This window comes from Paenibacillus phytohabitans (assembly GCF_013141775.1).
In the GTDB taxonomy this organism is placed as follows: Bacteria; Bacillota; Bacilli; order Paenibacillales; family Paenibacillaceae; genus Paenibacillus_AQ; species Paenibacillus_AQ phytohabitans.
Map to the genome: position 1 here is coordinate 20,502 of NZ_WHOB01000008.1, position 21,703 is coordinate 42,204.

The 21,703-nt window shown below is 52.6% G+C and carries 20 protein-coding genes; 1 reads left to right on the forward strand and 19 read right to left on the reverse strand.

Annotation, left to right across the window (positions count from 1 at the left end):
* Positions 1 to 39: 39 nt before the first annotated feature.
* The 16 genes from GC101_RS00305 to pth form a co-directional block, all read right to left on the reverse strand.
* Complete coding sequence (locus GC101_RS00305; protein WP_171715653.1) at positions 40 to 978, reverse strand: serine/threonine protein kinase; 939 nt, start codon at positions 976 to 978, stop codon at positions 40 to 42.
* Complete coding sequence (locus GC101_RS00310) at positions 968 to 1,714, reverse strand: vWA domain-containing protein (RefSeq protein WP_042132692.1); 747 nt, start codon at positions 1,712 to 1,714, stop codon at positions 968 to 970. The genes GC101_RS00305 and GC101_RS00310 overlap by 11 nt, the downstream gene beginning before the upstream one ends.
* Positions 1,715 to 2,611: 897 nt before the next feature.
* A complete protein-coding gene (gene spoIIE, locus GC101_RS00315; protein WP_042132691.1) occupies positions 2,612 to 5,119 on the reverse strand; it encodes a stage II sporulation protein E in 2,508 nt (835 codons plus the stop codon).
* Between the two features lie 442 nt (positions 5,120 to 5,561).
* On the reverse strand, positions 5,562 to 6,065 hold the full coding sequence (locus GC101_RS00320) for a S1 domain-containing RNA-binding protein (protein WP_042132690.1): 504 nt from the start codon (positions 6,063 to 6,065) through the stop codon (positions 5,562 to 5,564).
* 128 nt (positions 6,066 to 6,193) lie between these two features.
* Positions 6,194 to 6,526 carry an FtsB family cell division protein gene (locus tag GC101_RS00325; protein WP_171715654.1) on the reverse strand — a complete coding sequence of 111 codons (333 nt, stop codon included), beginning with the start codon at positions 6,524 to 6,526 and terminating at the stop codon, positions 6,194 to 6,196.
* Between the two features lie 22 nt (positions 6,527 to 6,548).
* Positions 6,549 to 7,112, reverse strand: coding sequence for a spore cortex biosynthesis protein YabQ (gene yabQ / locus GC101_RS00330; RefSeq protein ID WP_171715655.1), 564 nt, complete (start codon positions 7,110 to 7,112; stop codon positions 6,549 to 6,551).
* Entirely contained in the window at positions 7,109 to 7,393 is a 285-nt protein-coding gene (yabP, locus tag GC101_RS00335; RefSeq protein WP_171715656.1) for a sporulation protein YabP, read from the reverse strand. The genes yabQ and yabP overlap by 4 nt, the downstream gene beginning before the upstream one ends.
* Before the next feature lie 141 nt (positions 7,394 to 7,534).
* A complete protein-coding gene (locus tag GC101_RS00340) occupies positions 7,535 to 7,813 on the reverse strand; it encodes an RNA-binding S4 domain-containing protein (protein ID WP_036723951.1) in 279 nt (92 codons plus the stop codon).
* Complete coding sequence (locus tag GC101_RS00345) at positions 7,813 to 8,085, reverse strand: HU family DNA-binding protein (protein ID WP_039309509.1); 273 nt, start codon at positions 8,083 to 8,085, stop codon at positions 7,813 to 7,815. Before GC101_RS00345 ends, GC101_RS00340 begins: the two co-directional genes overlap by 1 nt.
* A gap of 264 nt (positions 8,086 to 8,349) precedes the next feature.
* Positions 8,350 to 9,849, reverse strand: coding sequence for a bifunctional methyltransferase/pyrophosphohydrolase YabN (yabN, locus tag GC101_RS00350; protein WP_171715657.1), 1,500 nt, complete (start codon positions 9,847 to 9,849; stop codon positions 8,350 to 8,352).
* A 74-nt stretch (positions 9,850 to 9,923) separates the two neighbouring features.
* A complete protein-coding gene (locus GC101_RS00355; protein ID WP_171715658.1) occupies positions 9,924 to 11,585 on the reverse strand; it encodes a putative polysaccharide biosynthesis protein in 1,662 nt (553 codons plus the stop codon).
* A 220-nt stretch (positions 11,586 to 11,805) separates the two neighbouring features.
* On the reverse strand, positions 11,806 to 12,348 hold the full coding sequence (gene spoVT / locus GC101_RS00360; RefSeq protein WP_171715659.1) for a stage V sporulation protein T: 543 nt from the start codon (positions 12,346 to 12,348) through the stop codon (positions 11,806 to 11,808).
* 284 nt (positions 12,349 to 12,632) lie between these two features.
* On the reverse strand, positions 12,633 to 13,673 hold the full coding sequence (locus GC101_RS00365) for a peptidylprolyl isomerase (RefSeq protein ID WP_171715660.1): 1,041 nt from the start codon (positions 13,671 to 13,673) through the stop codon (positions 12,633 to 12,635).
* A complete protein-coding gene (gene mfd / locus GC101_RS00370) occupies positions 13,660 to 17,184 on the reverse strand; it encodes a transcription-repair coupling factor (protein ID WP_171715661.1) in 3,525 nt (1,174 codons plus the stop codon). The genes GC101_RS00365 and mfd overlap by 14 nt, the downstream gene beginning before the upstream one ends.
* Before the next feature lie 131 nt (positions 17,185 to 17,315).
* Positions 17,316 to 17,546, reverse strand: a complete 231-nt coding sequence (locus tag GC101_RS00375; protein WP_039305780.1) for an anti-sigma-F factor Fin family protein — start codon at positions 17,544 to 17,546, stop codon at positions 17,316 to 17,318.
* Positions 17,547 to 17,635: 89 nt separating this feature from the next.
* Positions 17,636 to 18,196 (reverse strand): aminoacyl-tRNA hydrolase, encoded by a 561-nt coding sequence (gene pth / locus GC101_RS00380; protein WP_171715662.1) that lies wholly within the window; start codon positions 18,194 to 18,196, stop codon positions 17,636 to 17,638.
* Between the two features lie 92 nt (positions 18,197 to 18,288).
* On the opposite strand from pth, the gene GC101_RS00385 reads away from it, so the two are divergent.
* Positions 18,289 to 18,489 carry a hypothetical protein gene (locus GC101_RS00385; RefSeq protein ID WP_039305774.1) on the forward strand — a complete coding sequence of 67 codons (201 nt, stop codon included), beginning with the start codon at positions 18,289 to 18,291 and terminating at the stop codon, positions 18,487 to 18,489.
* A 92-nt stretch (positions 18,490 to 18,581) separates the two neighbouring features.
* Here the strand turns inward: GC101_RS00385 and GC101_RS00390 are convergent, their stop codons facing one another.
* The 3 genes from GC101_RS00390 to spoVG form a co-directional block, all read right to left on the reverse strand.
* Positions 18,582 to 19,535, reverse strand: coding sequence for a ribose-phosphate diphosphokinase (locus tag GC101_RS00390; protein WP_019914487.1), 954 nt, complete (start codon positions 19,533 to 19,535; stop codon positions 18,582 to 18,584).
* 90 nt (positions 19,536 to 19,625) lie between these two features.
* Complete coding sequence (glmU, locus tag GC101_RS00395) at positions 19,626 to 21,026, reverse strand: bifunctional UDP-N-acetylglucosamine diphosphorylase/glucosamine-1-phosphate N-acetyltransferase GlmU (RefSeq protein WP_281365762.1); 1,401 nt, start codon at positions 21,024 to 21,026, stop codon at positions 19,626 to 19,628.
* 256 nt (positions 21,027 to 21,282) lie between these two features.
* A complete protein-coding gene (gene spoVG / locus GC101_RS00400) occupies positions 21,283 to 21,570 on the reverse strand; it encodes a septation regulator SpoVG (RefSeq protein WP_036696395.1) in 288 nt (95 codons plus the stop codon).
* Positions 21,571 to 21,703 lie beyond the last annotated feature (133 nt).

A 21,703-nucleotide genomic window follows, 5' to 3' on the forward strand; every position in this document is an offset into this window, starting at 1 on the left:
TTGCTCCGGAATTCCAGCACCCTGGTATTATGTATAATTTCAAAAACGGAATACCCAGTAGATCGTAAAGGCCAGCAGAAATAAAGACAGCGCAAACGCATTTTTGAGCCAGCGGGGAGTTGCCATCGTATCCTTTCCCGTCTTCCGTGCTCTGTATATCTGACTTCTCCAGATCTCCGCAGCTTGTGCGGAACCGGGAAAACCGCCTTTGAGTGCCAGACACAGCCAGGAGGCCAGCTTCTTGTCAGGCAGATTTCTGGCCAGCTTCAGCAGTTCATCCACACTCCGGGTCTGCGGCAGCTGCTGGGCTGCGGACTTCAGACCTTCTTCATTAAGCAGGCGCAGGCACAGTACGGCAAAAGCAAACAGATCATAGTTCTCGTCTCCCGTCCGGCTGCCGGCGTTCCAGAATCCGCGGTCATGCCATTCGGTAAACTGCTTCACGCTGCGTCCCAGGGGACTCGCGCCTCCGTAGTCAATCAGCTCGGCTTCCCCGTAACTGGATACCATGACATTCTCCGGCTTAAGGTCTCCGAACACAAAGCCGCACTCATGCAGGGTCTGCAGCTTCTCCAGAAGCTTCATGCCGACAAGCCCCAGCCAGGACGCCCCGTTCCTGGACAAAAAATGATGCAGCGGTCTGCCCTCCACATAACGCATCACGTAGAAAGGAGTATGGTCCCTATCCTTGAAATCATCCGATTCCAGCAGGTAAGAGGACAACGGTGACTCCTTGCGCGCCCGGTGCTCGCTGCGTTTACGGCAGGATTGCAGAGAGGTCAGTACATTGATCTCTGACTGCAGCTCCAGCGTATCGTATCCGATTTTGAGCGCATACCGCTCCCGCCGGCCTTCCCGCTGCACAAGATATACGGTTCCGTTTGCCCCTTTCCCCAGCATCCGCTCCACAACATAACGGTTCCCCCGCCATTTGCCGGTAATTACAGTGCCTGCCGGATAGGGTGGATTAGACGACATACCCACCAATCATCCCTTCTCTTGCCTCGTCATCCCCATTCACAAGATAGTCACGAGGTTCATCCAGTTTATCATAACGGTAATGTTCGAGCACCTTGAAAATAGCCGGTCCTGTCGGAGTAGCCCCCCGCATCTTCAGCCTGGAGAACAGTGAGCGGACTTCCGATACATTCCGCGTCCAGTCCATATCCAGCACGGCATCCTCACTGCTGGAGTGTCCGGGGAAATGGAACACGGCAAGCTCGCTCCGCCCTTCCCGCGCTTCCAGACTGAGTGCCAAATCACGGATAGCATCCTCCACAGCACCCAGCTTGGGCTTCATGCTCGCACTTGCATCAATTAAAAGGGCAATGCGCAGCGGAGAAGTCTCGGTCAGCTCATCGACAACCGTAACCACCTGTGACCGCTGCTGCGGAGGCAGTTCTTCGAGGGAACCCTCGCCGAGAATTTTTTTTACCTCTTTATTAACCGCCTGCTGGATCGTCTGAACCACGGTCTTGCGGGTCATCATCTGAATGGTCTGCGCCAGCTGCGACGTTGAGGCAATCCGGCTGAGTCCGCCTCCCGCTTTGGCAATATCAGCGATCTCCCGGCTTCCGAGTTCACCAATCGTTCCATAGTCCACGACACCTACGACATTGACCGTAATGCCTTCCTGCCGGGCATGCGCCGCCGCAAGTACCGGACTTTCCCCCACATTCGAACAACCGTCAGTAATGAGCAGAATCTGCTTCATGACCGTTCACTCCCCTTTGCCTTGTATCTAGTTCTAGCATATCCAAGGTAGAGAGATTTCAAACGCCGCTTAGCGGAGCTTCAGATAAATTAACGTAAGGCCGGGGAACTGCAAGAAATATTTGGATTTCTGATCGCTGTTGTCCCCGGATTTATTAAATTTGTTATAAGGTGCAAATCCGGGGACAAAGGCGAACGCTGCCGCTTCTACAGTTCCAAAATTCCTCTCCGTTCCTTAACCTCACGATAAGACCAACAATCTGAAGCAATCGCCGCTGAGTCAGCGGCGGTTGAAACGGGGCGGGTGGATCGATGGAGTGCACCCGCCTATTGAAACAAGATTTCTTAGCCCACAGGCCACAGCCAGAGGAATATTTGGAACCTCCAGTGGTGATCAACGACTTAGCTGTTGCTGGAAATCTGGTATTTGCTGCAGCTGAATTGATACGTTTCCTGCAGATAACTATTAAGCGCCCGCTATCGCTCCTCCAGTCTGAGGTCTAAAAATCCTGCACCAAATACAACATTTCCCTCATAAAATCATTCTAAATCGGATATTGTTGTACGAAATGCAGGATTTCTCAGCTTCCAAGCCATTTAGCGGAGCAATTGTTGTAATTCATACAACAATCCTCCCAAACAACCGGGTAACGCCGAATCAAAGCTGTACTACGTACAACAATTTCATGCCTGAACCGAGACGGACCAGGGCTGCCAGTGGTTCTTGAATCCCATGGCAGCGTGACGGACGAAAAATAGAGGGAACTTAAGAATCCCACTTACTGCATGGACGAAATCCTTACTCTGCAGGGGGAGGCGTTTATCGGCTGGCCACAATTTTTAAGTTCAGCTTATAAGATAATAATGAAAGAACAGTGTCAGGTGAATGATAGGTTACCTAACTAACTGTACGCGGTCTCTCCATACGACCCACGCCCGGCATATGCAGGCTGGACCACTCCGGATGGAAATGATCGACACGGCTGACGACAATCGTCATATCATCATGGATCTCATTGCCCTGGTAACGGATTACCTTATCCAGCAGGCTGTCGGCCATATCCTGAGGATCATCACCTTCCAGCTCCTGGATCAGGCGTTTCATCCATATCTCTTTATTAACGGCATATCCGGGCGCATCATAAATACCATCGGTCATCATAATGAGAATATCCCCGGGACGCAGCTGCATGGTGACCAGGTCCACTTCGATATCTTTAATAATTCCAATCGGCAGATTGCTGGCTGTCACCGGAATAACCTCGCTGCCCCGCCGGATAAAGCTTGGTGCTGACGCGATCTTCATGAAGATGGTCTGCGCCGAATATTGATCGATCAGCGCCATATCCACGGTCGCATAGAATTCATCCGGGGAACGCAGCAGCAGAATCGAATTGACGGACTTGACCGCCAGCTTCTCATCCATCCCGGATTGCAGCAGCTTCTCCAGCATGGATAGCGCAGCGCTGCTCTCCATCCGGGCCCGCTCGCCGTTGCCCATTCCATCGCTGATCGACACAGCAAAGGTGCCATTTCCGAGCTCCACCGTACTGAAGCTGTCGCCGGACATTATGTCGCCTCCTTTGGCAGCCCCGGCTACGCCGGTATTGATTTCATAAGCTTTGGCCGAACCAAAAGTCACCATGGATAAGCCTTCGCGCGGGTGCACCGCTGTTTCACTTACCACCGCAATATTCTCCTCCAGGATATCGGAGAGCAGCGGGGCAATCATTTTGCGGCATTCGTCAAAGCCCCGGGTATAAGCATGCACTACTTCAATTTCTACCCGCCCGGGATCAAGGCTTAGAATTTCTATAGTGTGAATTGACAGGCCCAGCTTCTCCAGTGCCTCGCGAATCTGTCCCTCCTGGCGGTACATCGCCTGGCCCTCCCGCTTGATTTCCTTCGCCAGATCCTCCATAACCTGAGAGACCCCGGATAATTGCTCGGCAACAAATTGGCGGCTGTCGTATATTTGCCGCTTCCAGCGCATATCATGCTGATAGAGTTCATATTGGCCCTTCATTACTTCCAGCACTTCGCCCGTCTTGCCGCAGATCCGGTTCCATTCCGGAGGCAGCTGGGCCGCTGTAATGTCGGGGCATTCCTCCACAGTAGTCATCATATCGGTCATATATCTGTATGTCTGATAGAACTTGGCATCCCAGCAGTGAGTACGCCGGATGCAGCCGGCGCAGGCTCCTTCCGTTACCGTTTTCATAAAATCCTCCATTTCACGGTCGCTTTTACCTGCTTCCGTGGCCCGGGGAATTTGACCAAAGCTGCTGGAGAGCTGACGGAATACCTGAGAGAACTGGGTAACCCGGTCTGCTGTAATATCCCGCACTCTGCGGGCATATTCATGTTGAGAGCGGCTATGGTCAGCAGTGCCCGGTACATATTTGGCAATGGCAGAAATAATGCCTTTAGGTGTCAGAAGAAACAACACTACGGCCGCGCAGGTCTCCCAGGTGGAATTCATCACATCGCCCGGTCCCATGAAATATACCGACAATATGGTTGAACCCAGCAGCATCCCGATAGAGACGGCCCCTTTGCGTCCGGACTGCATCATTCCCGCCAGCATGCCGGAGAAGGCCAGCAGACTCATCTGATAAATGGCACTTACATCAGCCAGACTGAGGATCAGTCCGGTGACGACACCGACGGCTGCCCCGAGCGGGGCTCCACCGGCAAGGGCAAAGAGCAGAATGAGGAAACGCGATAAAATATGCTCCAGAGAAAGGCCGTTTACCGTCCACCCGACCAGGCCTGTCATCACGGAGGCCAGCAGAATAATCAGGCAGAGGACCTCTTCATTGCGAAGCGCCCTGCTTTTTTGCTTATAAGTGAACACCGGAAGCGCCTGCAGGAATACGAGCGTCAGCACAAACCCAAGCAAAGCATCAATCGTTGCCATCATCAGCGGATACCAGGCCAGCGTCGGCCCGATTACCACCCGGAACAGTCCCACCATAAAAGAAGCCACGAATACCATCAGCGGCGCATAGGACAGATCCACCCGCTGGAAGTTCTCCATTCCTTTGTAAATCAGATAAAAGATAATCAGCTCTGCGGCAACCACTATAGCACCGGGAAACGGGGTAAAGAGACTTCCGAGCAGAATAGCCGCAGCCACAGGCAGCGTAGAGTCCCTGCGCATAAATACAATGACGGCGAAATAAGCGGCAGCAAAAGGAGTCAGCTCGTCCAAAATCATGGCACGGCCCAGTAAAAAGCCCATCAGACTCAGCAGCATTGCCCACTTCTTGACCGCGATGAACTGGAGGACCGGCTGTTTCATACTCCACGCCTTCAGACGTGTACTCCAAGCTTCCTTCTGAATCTTGTCTTTGCTTCCTGCTCTTGTCCACTCCGGCAAATTCACCACATTGCTTTTACTCATTCCCCTGCACCACCCGTATAAGAATTTATGGTTCTCATTATATAGCGGGGGTCTTATGAAAGTTTGTCAGAAACAGAGAGCAGGCTGTAAAAATATTCCGACAAAAAAGCCTCTGCCGACATTTTATGGAAAAACCTTTCTAACCCTTACGGAGCCAAAGGTTAGCCCTTGCCGGGGCTGGCCATGACGGCGGACGTTGCCGGTGCCCGCGCATACTTTCGTCAGCGATTGCCCTAGAGTTATGTGAGAATGGCTTGGATGCTGTCGGCAATTTGTTTGTGGCCGACAAAAAACAGCCTGGCTGCGAATCCTACACTGAAGTTAATGCAGAGCTTACTGCCATTGCGGAAAAATTCCAGGAATTGCACTATTACCAGAACACACAAAAAAACCGCGAAGGGCATGAAGCCCCAGCGGTTATTTATGATGTGCAAGACTCAGATTATACGCGCTTGGCTCCACGGCCGCCGCGCTTTCCTTCTGTGTTCTTCTTGATCGAAGATATCCGTTCTTCGCTGTCTTTCAGGAAGCGTGACATTTTATCCTCGAATGAAGGTTTACCGGCTGCAGGCTTGAATGGACGCCCACCCCGTTCACGATTGAATCCACCACCGCCGCCTCCGCCACTGCCGCCACCACCGCCGAAACGGTCTCCACCGCTTGGACGTTCTGGTCTTGGAGCTCTGGGGGGACGTACTTCTGACGCCGGCTTATCAACGGCCTGCTTAATGGAAAGTCCGATCTTGCCGTCCTTGTCAACATTGATCACCTTGACGGTTACTACATCCGCAATCTTCAAATGATCGTTAACATCCTTGACGTAGTTATCGGCGATCTCCGAGATGTGAACGAGACCTGTGACACCTCCTGACAGATCCACAAATGCTCCGAAATGCGTGATGCCTGTCACCTTGCCCTCTAACTTGGTGCCCACTTCAATTGCCATAGAATAAAATGATCCTCCCTTAAAAATATACAGACGAATATTAAGTTCATCCTGTCTGCGGTGATTTGATTATACAGTAAAGAAGAAGGCAAGGCAACAGAGCGAAAGCCCCTTTTAGCCTGCTTTTATTACTCAGATTGCTCTGTGCGGATAGGTGATTCACCTTCTGGATACATATTATACCATTTACGCGCTAATTGTCCGATATACTCATCATCATTCAGCCGCGAGACTTCATATTTCAGTTGGTTGAGCGAAGCTGTGACACTTTCATTGCTCTGCTGCTTCTTCGCAAGCTGTTCAGTCTTGTCGGCAATAGCTGAACTCTGGGCAAAGAAAGTAAACCCGGCCCAGCCGAAGAATACCGCCACTACAAAAATCCATATAAACTTTCTTCTCTTCGCGCCTGCGGCCGAAGCCTTATGGTTATCATTCTTCTCTTCCGCAGAGAATCTGTTCATACAGCGTACCCCCAGTTCAAGATCAGCGTTTCCGCCATCCCGATATCCATTTAGTGATCCTCACCATCCTGGCACTGTGATAGAACCGGGAAAGATACGGAGAGACCCACCTTACAGGAAGTACCCAGATTGGCTTGGTTAGACGCAGCAGCAGCTTCAAAATATAGAGCAGGATCCGGCCGAGCAGCAGCAGCGTTCCCTTCACAAGGCGCCACAGCCAGAGAAGCGGCCATCCGATCACGATCTCAATACATCTCCATAGCATCCTGCACGTATACTGAACCGACTGAATTAACATTAACACAAAACGCCTCACCGTAACACTGAAGATCAAAAAATAGATCCATACACCTAGAAAGAGTCCGAGAAAGACATAAAACCTCAATTGTCCCTGATTTCCGGCATAAAGCATGCGAAAGACGAACAGGGCAGCCGCTATCCAGTACAGCAGATCCAGCAGCGCATTCAGCCATTTGGGAAAGCTCAGCTTCAGCGACAGCACCCGGTAGCTGTCATAGGCCAGTCCCATGGCTGTGCCGGCCAGCACCATGTAGAGCAGGGTGATCCATTGGACCGCGGGATTCATTTGAACAGCTTACGGAGAATCCCTTTATTTTTGCCCTGCGTACCGGGGTCCAGATAAATCAGGGAATGAACATTGCCTTCAAGTGACAACAATCCATTCTCCAGACTTAAATTTTTGATATGTAAATGATTTCCCCGAATGGTGAGATGGCCGAGTTCCGTACGTAGCAGAAACTCCTCGCTGTCAAAGCTCTCTACATTCTGCACGCCCGTAAGTTCGACCTGTTTACGGCTGTGCATGTGCAGATCATGTTGTTTATTGACTTTGGCTGGCTCGATCATAGCATGTACCCCTCCTTCTTGGTTCTAATCTATGACGGAAGGACAGGGTATAGAACATGAAGGAATGCCATGCATCGTAAAAAAGCGCAACTTCACATAGAGTAAAGTTACGCTTTCGGTTACTGCCTTTGAATATCTGCCTTACCAGTCGAGTCCGGTGCTTTTGGCCACAGGCTCTTCACGGAGCAGGGTATACATTCCGGCGGCCTCGTCCTTGCGGGTGGTCTCCACCAGCTTTTCGACTTTGACCGTCACAAGCTTTTGGCCGAACTGCACGGTAATCTCGTCACCGATCTTCACAGTGCTGCTCGGTTTGGATTCCCGTCCATTGATCAGTACCCGGCCCTGTTCGGACACATCCTTGGCCACGGTGCGGCGCTTGATCAGACGGGAAACTTTCAGGAACTTGTCCAGACGCATTAGTTAACGGCTTCTTTAAGCTTGTTACCTGCCTTGAAGGCCGGTACAGTCGATTCAGGGATTTCAATAGGTGTGCCCGATTGCGGGTTACGGCCGGTACGGCCGGAACGTTTGCGGGTTTCAAAAGTACCGAATCCGATCAGCTGCACTTTATCTCCGCTTGCCAGAGCTTCTGTGATTTCGCCCAGAACCCCGTTGAGTACTGCTTCTACATCTTTTTTGGCCAATCCGCTTTTTTCGGAAATGTTGTTTACCAGATCTGTCTTGTTCATAATTTGAAGTTCCTCCTAGGATACAAAAAATAAATGAAAATCAGTTTGCTGGCAGAAATTGCCGCAAAACGTCATTTCGTCTTTATGATATTCTTGATTCTACCCTCAATTCCTGCCATGATCCGCCGTTTTTTTAAAAAATGTAACATCTGGCGGGAGAACCGGGGCTTATAGCACTATAACATTATAAACCTCTCTTTGCATTTCAAATCAGAGATTTAAGGTCCTGTTCACAGCATTACCGTTTCTCCGGCACTGTATACCCTACTGGCTCCGCTCTTCCGTCTTGGCTTCCTGCCAGAGGGCTTCCATCTCTTCCAGACTACTGTCTTGAACACTAGTACCTCTATCAAGCAGCCGCTGCTCAATGTACTGGAACCGGGAGATAAACTTGCGGTTTGTGCGGGTCAGCGCTTCCTCCGGATCGGCATCGATGAAGCGGGCTACATTGGTTGCCGCGAACAGCAGATCGCCAAGCTCCAGCATCTGCTCCTCGGCAGACAGTCCCGTTTCAATGGCTTCCTGCAGTTCATCGGTCTCTTCACGGATTTTGGCCAATACATCCCCGGTGTTATCCCAGTCGAAACCGACCTTGGACGCCTTCTTCTGCAGCTTGTAGGCTTTCATCAGTGCAGGCAGGTCACGCGGAACCCCGCTGAGCGCGGATAGCGCTTCAGGCTTCACGCCTTTGCGCCGCTTCTCTTCGGCCTTCATGCCGTCCCAGTTCTGCAGCGCCTCCTCGGCATTGCCGGCAACCTGGTCCCCGAATACATGCGGATGGCGGAAGATCAGCTTATCATTCAGCCCCTCTATTACATCATAGACGCTAAATGTGCCGAGCTCCTCTTCCATCTGGGCATGAAGCATAATCTGGAGCAGCAGGTCGCCCAGCTCTTCCTTCATATGGTCCGGGTCATCCTCGTCAATCGTTTCCAGCACCTCATAAGTCTCTTCGATCAGGTTCTTACGCAAGGATTCATGGGTCTGCTCACGGTCCCAGGGACAGCCTTCCGGGCTCCGCAAAATATCGACAATCTCATGCAGCCGGGCAAACGTACGCTTTCGCGCATCCTCTGCAGGGTTGATTGGTACATACACCAGCGAGAGGTTGCCGTATCCGTCCAGCCGGTCCAGCTCATACAGCGGCACACGCAGAATCTGCTCCTCGCCCTCTACACCGAGAGCATGTCCGACAATTACTTCATACTCCGGCGGATACAGTTCCATCAGGCAGAGCTTGGTTTCTGATGCAGTGAAGCTGTCATAGACCTGTCCGATCAGCGTGTGCAGCTCCGGGTGGAGCTGGGAGCTGCGGATGCCCGAAGCATCCAGCAGCTGAAATCCTTCAATCGGATCAAAGCCCAGACGGACGAATGCCTCATCGAGGAAGCTCTCGCCGCCGAGGATATTCAGCTCAATGCCGGCCTCCGGGCAGCGCTGGCGCAGCAGGGATACAGCGGATTCAGCAACCATGGGATGTCCCGGCACGGCATAGACGATTTCTGTGCCTTGCGGAGCCGCCGCTGCCTTCTCAATCAGGGTGGCCGTAATGGCTTCGTAGACCTCAGGGAAGGAGGATAACGATTCATACAGCCCGTCGAAAGACTCCGAAGAAATCTCAAGCTCAGCCAGTGCAGCCATAGCGGGATGCTCTGCGGTCCGCACGTAAACGGCGGATGCCGCCTTGAGCTTCTTGATAATGCCCAGTGTCAGCCGGTCCGGATTGCCGGAGCCAAGACCGACTACCGTTAGTATTGCGCTCATGCCTGTCTACTCCTTTCAGGGCATCTGCCTGCTGCTCGTGCAGCCGGTGGCCCTATGTAAATTATTAGTAAGCCTTATGGGAACAGGCGCAGCTTCTTCAGCTTGTCCGCCAGCCGGGGGCCGAAGCCCGGAAGCTGGCGCAGTTCGTTCTCGCTGAGCAGCCGCAGCGCCACTGCGCCGAGTGCGAAGACGGCGCAGCCTGCGAGCACGCCGAGCAGGCTCTGCGCCAGCGCATCGGTCCGCCCGCCGCCGAAGCCGGCCGCGTCCGCCGCTCTGCCCGCGGCGAGGCTCACGGCCGCGGCAACCAGCCCCAGGCCCGCGAGCAGCGCTGCGGGCTTCAGCAGGGCATCTGCGAAGCGCAGCCGCAGATAGCCCTGGCGGTACAGCAGCAGCACGTTCAGCGCTGCTGCGAAGAGATGTGCGGCCACGCCGGCGATGGCCGCACCGGTAATGCCCTGCTGCGGGACCAGCAGCAGGTTCAGGGCCGCCTTAAGCGCAGCGGCGGCCAGAAGGTGCAGCGCCGGCGCACGCACGGCGCCAAGGCCCTGCAGCAGCGCGGCGGAGATGATGCTGACCGTACCGCCGGCGGCGGTGAAGGCCAGCCAGGTCATCGCGCCGCTGCCGGCAGCGTCCCCGTACAGAGCCGTGTTAACCGGCTCTGCAAGAACGGCCAGGCCTACGGACGCGGCCAGCCCCAGGAGCCAGAACCAGCGCAGCGACAACGTGATGCGCGTGCGGATAAGGTCCTCGTTCCGCTGGAATTTCGCTTCCGCCAGAGCCGGAATGAATACTACCGACAACGAGGTGGCCAGCATGGTTACGATCTGAACGAGCGGCAGTCCGCGGTTATAGATGCCGAACTGGGCCATAGCAGCCGTCTCACTGCTGCCGCTTCCCGTCAGCAGACGGGGAACCGTGAACACATCCACCAGGCCGATCAGCGGCACTGCCAGAGCGCCCAGCATCACCGGCAGTCCGTAAGCCAGCAGCTTACGGGCATTCGCGCCGCGTTCCGGGCGGACTTCAGCTGCGGCTGCGGCTGGTTTCCCTCTGGCCGGAACCTGAGGCATGACGCCCTGCAGTCCGCGGCGGCGGTAACTGCGCCAGTAGAGGAGCATAACAGCCAGACCTGCCAATCCCCCGCCCGCAGGACCGAGCAATGCGCCGGCAGCAATACCTGCCGCATCGGCACCGGCCGCTGTCAGATAGAGCAGCAGTGCGATCATGACTGCCACACGTACCGACTGCTCTACGACCTGTGACACCGCAGTCGGCATCATATTATGCAGCCCCTGGAAGTAACCGCGCAGAGCAGCCATCAGCGGTACTACTGCCAGTCCCCAGGCGCTGCTGCGCAGAGCAGGGGTAATATGGGAGTTGCCGACCCACACAGCAATAACCGGAGCTCCGGTATAGACCAGAACCCCGAGAATCAGTCCGGAGACTGCTGTAATGCCCGCTGACAGGCGCAGCACCCGCCGTCCTTCCTGATCATCCTGCGCAGCAGATGCCTCTGCTACGAACCGGGAGATAGCTGCAGGCAACCCCAGCATGGCCACCGTGACCAGAATCGTATATAGCGGATAGACCGTATTGTAGATACCGAATGCTGCGTCACCGCCCAGGTTCTGCAGCGGGATCTTCTGCAGGGTGCCGATCAGTTTCGAGAATATAGCTGCCGCGCTAAGAATAAATGCCCCTTGCAGCAGCTTCGAGCCTTGTGTGTCCGATTTCATGATATACCTGCTTCTACAGCGTGACTGCCATTTTATTGAACGTGAACTTAAGCATGTTACCATAAAGTCCGCATTCTTAAGTTCATCCTTTTAGAATGAATTTCTATATTATAGCTTAAGTATGCCTGTAAGTGGAAATGGCTTCGCGGATACAACAAAACCCCGCCATTTCCTGTGGATTCATACCCAGAGGATAAGCGGGGTTCTATAGGCCAATCTCTTACTGCTCCATTTGCTTGCCCAGGAAGGCTGCGGCTGTTTCAGCCATCTTCACTTCCATCTGCGCCATTTTCACCGTGTCATCCTTATTCAGCAGTACTACACAGCCGATTGGATCTCCGCCGGAGATAATGGGTGCTGCCACATAGCTGGATAGCAGCTCCGTGTGGTCTTTGCTGATGTCGTAGCTGCCTCCATTAGTCTCAAGCACCGTTTTACGGCTTTCCATTACCTTCTCCAGCAGCACGCCAACCTGCTTCTCCAAATAATCCTTCTTGGAGCCGCCGGCGAGTGCGATGAAGGTGTCCCGGTCCGTAATCATGGTAATATGCCCTGTTCCCTCATACAGTGACTCCGCGTATTCTTTAGCGAAATCACCCAGCTCGCCGATCGGAGAATACTTTTTCAGTATAACTTCACCGTCACGGTCGACGAAGATTTCCAGAGGGTCTCCTTCCCGAATCCGCAAGGTGCGTCTAATCTCTTTAGGGATAACAACTCGTCCGAGGTCATCAATACGGCGTACAATTCCAGTAGCTTTCATTTCACATGTTGCCCCGCTTTCTTAAGAAGTATGGTCCAACTACTGTCCATTATGGGAATGGTTAATCCCAGTGATTTATCGTAATATCTGACCATAGTATTCATCTCTTCCCAGTTCCTTATACATCCAAGCCGCCTGTTTAAAATAGTTCATGCAAAATCCCAGCACTCCAGGCGCATCATTCCAGTTATGTTCTTAATTTCTCCATTCTATACCTGCTCCAGACGGGTCAAAAAAAGCCGCCTGATGCTTGGCGCATTCAGGCGGCTTGTCCAACTTTAGAATTATTTGGCTGCTTCTGTAGCAGCCGGAGCGGCTGTGGCATCGGCCGGGGCTGGAGTAGCTGTAGCGGCTGTTCCCGGTTCTTCGGCTGCAGCGGTGCTCTTCGGCAGGTTGATCTCAATCTTCAGGCTGTCCAGATCCTTCTCGAGGAATGACTCCAGGCTGGCGGAAGCTGCCGAGCTCTTAACGGTCTCCAGCTGCTCTGCCGTCAGCGTGTCGAAGGTTGTCTCCTTGCGGGCTTCAACTTTAATGACGTGATAGCCGTAGCTGCTCTTCACCGGATCACTGATCGTATTAAGCGGCAGCGTCTGGGCTGCGGCTTTGAACTCTTCTACGTATTTGGACAGAAGCGTGTCCTTATATTCGCCCCCGGTATCCTTCGTACTGGTATCATCCGAGTATTCCTTGGCAACGGCTGCAAAGTCTGCGCCGCCGTCCAGCTTCGCCTTGGCTTCATTGGCACGTTTCAGCGCATCTGCATCCGTACGCTCCTTGCCGTCACCATCCGTCAAGCCAACCAGCACGTGACGCAGTGTAGCTACGGTGAAGTCAGCTTTAATCGCTTCGTACTCTGTCTTTACCTGCTCGTCCGTTACTTTGAGCAGCATGTCCTGATAAACGGTAAGCACCCGCTGCATATAAGAACGCAGATCCGATTCACTTAGATCCTGCTCCTTCAGAGAGCTTTTATAAGAGTCGCCCAGACTGCTCTTGATCGTCTCAATCTGTGTGTCGACTTCTTTCTCTGCTGCCTTCTTCGCCTCATCCGTTGCCTGGCCGGCCAGATACTCAAACGCGACCTCCTGCTTCAGGATAGACTCCTTGAACATATCAATCTCCAGATACTGCGCCTGCTGCGGAGACAGGAATTTCATTACGCGGGTATCCAGGTCGAATTCCTTCGCAGTAATCGTTCCGCCATTATAAGTTGCTACCGCTGTATCATCGCTGCTGTTGTTGCTGCAGGCAGCAAGCATGGAGAAGGAAACCGCTGCGGCCAGTGAGACCAGCAGCACTTTCCATGGTTTTTTATTTAACGACATTGTGTAATTCTCCCTTCGATTTTAAAGACTGTTTGGCTGCCGCAAGGAATTGCTCCAGCAGATCAAGCAGCTCTTTGTCGCCCAAGTCTTTGGACTTGATGCGGATCGTTGCTTTCGCATCCTTATCAAATTGTACACGTCTTTCGAAGCTATTTCCAACTTTGGCGAGCTTCGCCGTATCAAACGCGCCGATACTTCCTTCATGGAAATTGAGTGAGACCTCATCGCCCCGCCGGACCATGGATTCCATACCGTACAGCTTGCCGTATACCTTCAGCCGGGCCACAGAGAGCAGATTGATGACGGCTTCCGGCAATTCGCCGAACCGGTCAAGCAGCTCATCCTCAAGCTCCGAAGCATCCTCAAAAGTAGCCACCGCAGCGACTTTTTTATAGATTTCAATTTTTTGGATACTGTCGTAAATATACTCGGATGGAAGGTACGCGTCAATCGACAAATCAATCACGGTATTGCCCTGTTTCAGCGAAGTATCCTCTTCACCAAGCACGCTGACTTTACGCTTGCGGATTTCCTCCGCCAGCATCTGCGAATACAGATCGAAACCGACAGAAGCGATGAATCCGTGCTGCTCCGCACCAAGCAGATTACCTGCTCCGCGGATGGAGAGATCGCGCATGGCAATTTTGAAGCCTGAACCAAGCTCCGTGAATTCCTTGATCGACTGCAGGCGTTTCTCAGCCACTTCTGTCAGTACTTTATCCCGCTGGTAGGTGAAGTAAGCATAGGCTATCCGGTTAGAACGGCCCACACGGCCGCGCAGCTGATAGAGCTGGGAAAGTCCCATTTTGTCGGCATCATGCACAATCAGCGTATTGACGTTTGGAATATCCACGCCAGTCTCTATAATACTTGTGCTGACGAGGACATCGTATTCTCCATCGAGGAAGTCGAGAATAGTCTTCTCCAGCTCCGACTCCGACATCTGCCCATGGCCGATGCCTACTCTTGCCTCCGGCACCAGCATGGAGATTTGTGCAGCCATTTCCTGAATCCCCTGGACGCGGTTATAGAGGTAATAGACCTGGCCGCCACGGGCAAGCTCCCGCTCTACCGCTTCACGGGTCAGGGTCTGGCTATGCTCCACAACATACGTCTGTACGGGAAAGCGGTTCTCTGGTGGCGTCTCAATAACTGACAAGTCCCGCACACCAAGCATCGACATATGCAGCGTACGGGGAATCGGCGTTGCCGTCAGGGTCAGTACGTCGACATTGGTCTTCAGCTTCTTCAGCTTCTCTTTGTGGGTCACGCCGAAACGCTGCTCTTCATCGACAATCAGAAGACCCAGATCTTTGAACACCAGATCCTGCGACAGCAGACGGTGTGTGCCTATAACCACATCCACGGTACCCTGTCTTACTCCCTTAATGGTGTCATTCTGCTCCTTGCGGCTACGGAAACGGCTCAGCACCTGAATATTCAGCGGATAGTTGGCGAAGCGCTCACGGAAGGTCTCATAGTGCTGCTGCGCCAGAATCGTTGTTGGCACGAGTACTGCCACCTGCTTGCCCTCAATCGCTGATTTAAAAGCAGCCCGGATCGCCACTTCAGTCTTGCCGTAGCCCACATCTCCGCAGAGCAGGCGGTCCATCGGACGGTTCTGCTCCATATCCTTCTTGATCTCTTCGATCGCACGAAGCTGGTCACGGGTCTCCTCATACGGGAACATCTCTTCGAATTCACGCTGTTCCTGTGTATCCTTCTCGAAGCCATAACCGAGCGCGCTCTGGCGTTCGGCGTAGAGCTTGATCAGATCATCGGCGATATCCTGGACCGAGCTCCGTACTTTGCTGGTAACCCTCGTCCACTCGTTGCCGCCAAGCTTATATACCTTCGGCTCCTTGTCTTCTGAACCGACATACTTCTGAATGAGATCGATCTGTTCAATCGGAACCGAGAGCTTGTCGCCGCCCGCATAGAGAATATGCATATAGTCGCGGTGAATCCCGCTGACCTCGAGCGTGCCGATGCCCATGTACTTGCCGATCCCGTGGTTCTGATGAACCACATAATCGCCAATCTTCAGCTCCGTATAACTCTTGATCCGTTCGGCATTGTCAATTCCCTTGGAGACCTTCCGCGCCTTGCGCTGCTTCTGCGAGAACATCTCACCTTCGGTGATGACAGCCAAATGAATGGAAGGCAGCTCAAAACCGGAGCCCAGGTTGCCCTGAAGGATGGTCGGCGCTTCAATCCCGTAGTCGTCCAGCACCCGGCGGACACGCTCCATCCGCTCCTCGCCATTGGCCAGCATAATAACCTTCACGCCAGACTTATGCCAGCGTTCCATCTCCGATTTCAGCACATTCATCTGCCCATGGAAATCCTGCATTCCCCGGCTGATGAAGCCCAGGATATTCTGCGGCTGAATATGCGGAACCTGACGCAGGAAAATCGACATGAACAAGCTCTGGAACGGGCGGTGATACATAATCACATCGCTCTCGACAGAAAGATGCAGGTCTGGCAGCGTTTTGCCGTTCTGCAGCAGATGCAGGTTCCATTCCGACTCATCGCGCTCCAGCTGCTTGGCAGTTTCCAGCAATCGGGCCGGTTCATCCAGCACAAGCAACGTATCCTGTGCCATGTAATCATACAGATGAGAGCGTTCAGGATATAAGAGACTGATATATTTATAGATTTCCGGAAAATAAGTGCCTTCGCGCAGCATTTCCAGCTCCCGGCCCATTTCCTCACGCAGACGCAGCTTGGCCTGACGGTCGCTCATTTTCTCGAGCTGCCGCTCCAGCAGCGCTGACGCAGCTGTAGAGGCCGCATCCTGGCGCAGATGATCGGCAATAATCTCCTTGGCCGGAGTAATCTTTACACTGCGGACCTTATCAATAGACCGCTGGTCTATGGGATCAAAGGTACGAATGGAGTCTACTTCATCATCAAACAGCTCCACCCGGTAAGCCAGTGGAGAAGTCATAGGATAGAAATCAATAATACCGCCGCGCACGCTGAGTTCACCGCGGTTCTCCACCCGCTCGACACGCTCATAGCCCATTTCAATCATGGACATGAGGAATTCATCGAGCGAAAGGGTACCGTCCTGCGAAACGGTCAGCTGGGCTCCGGCCATCACATGAGGGGCGGGGAGCAGCCGCCGGACGCCGGAGTACGGAACAACTACAACTCCACGGAAGCCCTTGGCACATTTCGTAAGCACATCAATACGCTGAGCGAGTGTCTCGGGGCTCGAGACTGCAGCTTCAGCAGCCACCAGCTCATTAGCCGGATACAGCAGCACACGGTCCGGAGAAAGCGCTTCCTGCAAATCCTCGGCCATCTTCTGGGCCGAGAACATATTATGAGTGACTACCAGCAGCGGACGCTCCGTCTCTTCATGCAGCGCAGCCAGCATAATTTGTCTGGCCGAGCCGGATAAGCCGGAGATAAGCTGCTCCTTCATACCTGCAGCGATACCGCTGGTGACGGACTGAAAATCGGGATCCTTCGAAAAAGCTTCTATAAGACCTTGTAACAACAGGTGCACCTCTCTTACTAAACAGGCTGACAGCAGCATTGCCGCTGCCACCTATTATAATTAGAATCGAAAACAAGCCTCAGCGGATAAGGCCAAGGCTTGCGGATGACGATAGAGACAGGCGCTTCCACCTACTGAAGCGGACTGGCCAGCAGGCTGAGTTCCGGATTGTTATCCAGGGCCTGCTTGCAGTAACCGCAGGTAACCTTCACCGTAATCTCACCTTCTGAATCATACGCTATTATATCTCTGCGTTCCGCAGGGGTCAAGGAATGTAGGCCCAGCTGCATCTCTGTGATATCACTTCTGCCGATGCTTCCTAAGAATGTCCGGCAGTGCCTGCATACATAGTTTATTGCCATCTATATGCCTCCTGAAGGTAGTATATACCTCCAGTATGCCCCGCCCCGGATAGCTTTAGCCTTAAATTACTGCACCCTATACCTTGTAATCAGCCATTGAACTTGGCCATGGTCTGCTCAAATGTATGCTGCAGGCCGAATTCCACTGCATCACAAGTATCCATAATCATCGTTTCCAGCTTGGGTCCGTCTTTCTTGGAGAACGTAGACAGCACATAATCGACAATTGCAAAACCCGGCTCCGGACGTGAGATCCCCATCCGCACCCGGTTGAAGCTCTGGGTGCCTGTGTGCTGGATGATCGACTTGATTCCGTTATGTCCGCCGGCACTGCCTTGATAGCGCAGCCGGATTTTGCCCAGCTCCGTATCCAGATCATCATAGACAACAATCATATCTTCCAGCTGGACCTTGTAATAATCCATATAAGCGCGGACCGCCTCACCGGACAGGTTCATGAAGGTCATCGGTTTAATCAATACGGTCTTAACTCCGCCAATGACACCTTCGCCGATCACCGATTTGCATTTATTCTGGTTAAAGGCAATTCCGTGTCTGGACGCAAGCTCATCCAGCGCCATGAAGCCAACATTATGCTTGGTCTTCGCGTATTGCGTTCCGGGATTTCCGAGTCCAACAATCCATTTCATAACTAAGGTCTATCCTTTCCGCCCGGTACTCCCAGCAGAAGAGTTCCGTTTTTGGTACAATAAGTTTATACTCCGAAGACAGGTGATGAACAATGCCACATCAGGGCGATATTTTAACATTACCGCGCCATTTCCAGTACCATATTCAATATGCTGTGCCTGTTGAAGTATTTAGGGGTAGCGCTCATGTAGACATCGGTGTGATTACAGCGGTGGATGAAGGCTTTGTGGAGCTCCAGGGGACGCTATACAACCGCAGCCTGTTCACCTTCATCTCCCGCCCGGGATACTGAAACGTACCAGCCGCTCCGTTTCCCGCATCACGCCGACAAGGGTTACATCTTCCGCTTCACGGAGGTGTAACCCTTTTTCTAATATAAGCAGCTTATTCGATCTCGAACAGTTTACTGATCGACAGCTCTTCATGCACACGAATAATAGCTTCGCCCATAAGCGGAGCTACGGACAGTACTTTGAGCTTGCTTGTCGGATTACTGCTGCGAATTGGAATGGTATCCGTCACGATAATTTCTTTGATTGGAGAGTTTTCCAGACGTTCATGCGCAGGCCCGGACAATACAGGATGTGTACAGCAGGCGTAGACTTCCTTAACGCCGCCTTCCATCAGAGCATTAGCCCCCAGCACGATCGTTCCTGCCGTATCGATGATATCATCGATCAGAATCGCTGTTTTACCTTCAATGTTACCGATAATGTTCATAACCTCACTAACGTTCGGCTCAGGACGGCGCTTGTCGATGATCGCCAGTGGAGCGTTGAGGAAATCAGCAAGCTTTCTTGCCCGCACAACACCGCCATGGTCCGGAGATACGACAACCGGGTTCTGAATTTGTTTGGAACGGAAGTATTGGGCCAGAATCGGAACACCCAGCAGATGATCCACAGGAATATCGAAGAAGCCTTGAATTTGCATCGCATGAAGGTCCATGGTAATGACGCGATGTGCACCCGCTTTTTCAATCAGGTTCGCTACCAGCTTGGCCGTAATCGGATCGCGTGAACGGGCCTTACGGTCTTGGCGCGCATAACCGTAGTAAGGAATGACGACATTGATGCTCTTCGCAGACGCACGCTTAAGCGCATCTACCATAACCAGAAGCTCCATCAGATTGTCGTTAACCGGTCCACAGGTGGACTGTACAATATATACATGACAGCCCCGGACGCTTTCCGACAGCTTAACCTGAATCTCTCCGTCGCTGAAGCTGGTAGTGTGGGACTCGCCCATCGGAATACCGATATAATCGGCAATCTGACTGGCCAGCTTAGGATTGGAGTTGCAGGTGAAAATCTTTAGTTTGGAATCGCAATAAGTCATAAAATATAAACCCTCCGTGACGGAATTTAACTTCCAAGTAGCACCGGCGCGGATTTGCAGAGTCCGTCCGGCGCTTTGGCCTTGGGCGCTTTACGATGGACTCGACTGGTCTTTCTTCGCTTTGGCACGGGAGCGGATCTTCTCCGCATAACCCGGCTTATTCTCCTGCCTTACTCTGGCAACAGCCAGATCATTCTCCGGAACAGAACGAGTGATGGTTGACCCCGCGACAACGAATGCGCCTTTGCCCACAGTTACCGGAGCTACAAGGTTCACATTGCTGCCGATAAAGGCATCGTCCCCGATTTCTGTTCTCGACTTGTTGTAGCCATCATAGTTAACGGTGATGGCACCACAGCCGATATTCACATTCTTACCGACCTCAGCATCACCGACATAGCTTAAATGGGACACTTTGGAGCCGTCACCGATTGTAGCATTCTTGATCTCCACGAAATCGCCGATCTTGACCTCTTCGCCAAGCACGGCACCCGGACGCAAATACGCAAAAGGCCCAACGGATGCCCGTGCGCCGACCTCAGCCTGACTCAGTACGGAGTGCTTCACTACAGCACCGTCCATAATCACGCAGTCTTCAATTTCGCTCGCAGGTCCGATCACACAATCTTCGCCGATTACCGTCTTGCCTTTGAGCACAGTGCCCGGATACAGCACAGTGTCTGCTCCAATGACAACATCCGCTCCAATATAGGTAGAGGCAGGATCGATTAAAGTCACGCCGTTCAGCATATGCCCGCGGTTGATACGCTCACGCATATAGCCTTCCGCTTCGGACAATGCCAGGCGGTCATTCACACCAATAGACTCTGCAGCATCATGGGCCTGATATCCAAGAACGATATCTCCCTGTGCCCGGAGTATACCGATAACATCAGTCAAATAATATTCCTGCTGGTTATTGGTATTGGTTACCTTCTCCAGAGCGGCAAATAGCTTAACGTTATCAAAACAATAAGTGCCTGTATTGATTTCGCTGACAGCGGCTTCGCTCTCTGTGCAGTCCTTCTGTTCTACAATCCTCTGCACTCCGCCGTCTTCGCCACGGATAATCCGGCCATATCCGGCAGGCTGCTCCATAACAGCGGTGAGGACGGTTGCGGCAGCTTTCTGCGCTTCATGCAACGCCATCAGCCCTTCCAGCGTCTCGGTCATTACCAGCGGCGTATCCCCGCAGATCACGATCGTGGTTCCTTCTTCGCCGCCAAGCAGATCTTTGGCTTGTTTGACGGCATGCCCGGTTCCAAGCTGGATATCCTGCAGCACATATTCGGCATTGTCGCCTACATAAGCTTTAACTTTCTCAGCGCCGTGACCTACGACAACTACTGTACGCTCGCATCCGGTCGCTTTTACTGTATCAAGCACATGCCCTACCATCGGTTTACCGCAGACGGGGTGCAGCACTTTGTATAATTTAGATTTCATGCGCTTGCCTTGGCCTGCAGCAAGTACAACAGCCATTCTTTTCAAGAATGCCAACCTCCTACTTCTTGAACTCACTACTGAATATATCTCATTCCGGGCAAAAAGAAAAGAGAACCATGAAGGCATGGTTCCCTTTTCTTCGAACCCCAATAAAATCCCCCCACAAAGTGGGGCTTTGTCTTCGAGGCTGACCCAGGTACTTTGCGGGACCCCGAAACATAAAAAGTCTTATCTTAAAAAAACGGCATGGCCTTACGCCGCCCGGGAGGGCAGCAATCCTTGAGAGTCAGCGCTTCACAGCTTAAGCTCCCTCTTCAATGACTTCTTCTTCTTCCGTAGCGGCGCGTTCGTACTCGGCCAGAACCGCAGATTGAATCTTTTCGCGCGTTCCCGAAGAAATCGGGTGAGCGATATCGCGGAATTCACCGTCAGGTGTACGCTTGCTGGGCATTGCAACGAACATCCCGTTATTACCATCGATGACGCGTATGTCATGAACAACAAACTCGTTATCGATTGTAATGGATGCGATTGCTTTCATTCTCCCCTCAGAGTTGACGCGGCGGAGTCTGACATCCGTAATTTGCATGTGTGTGTTCACCACCTTTTTCCATCAGAGACTTGGTGTATAATTCCACACAGCAAAGCGAATTCCTTCTTTTTCATTCCATAAAATGCCTGAAAAAGAAGATTATTTTTGCAGAACCATTGATTTCGACACA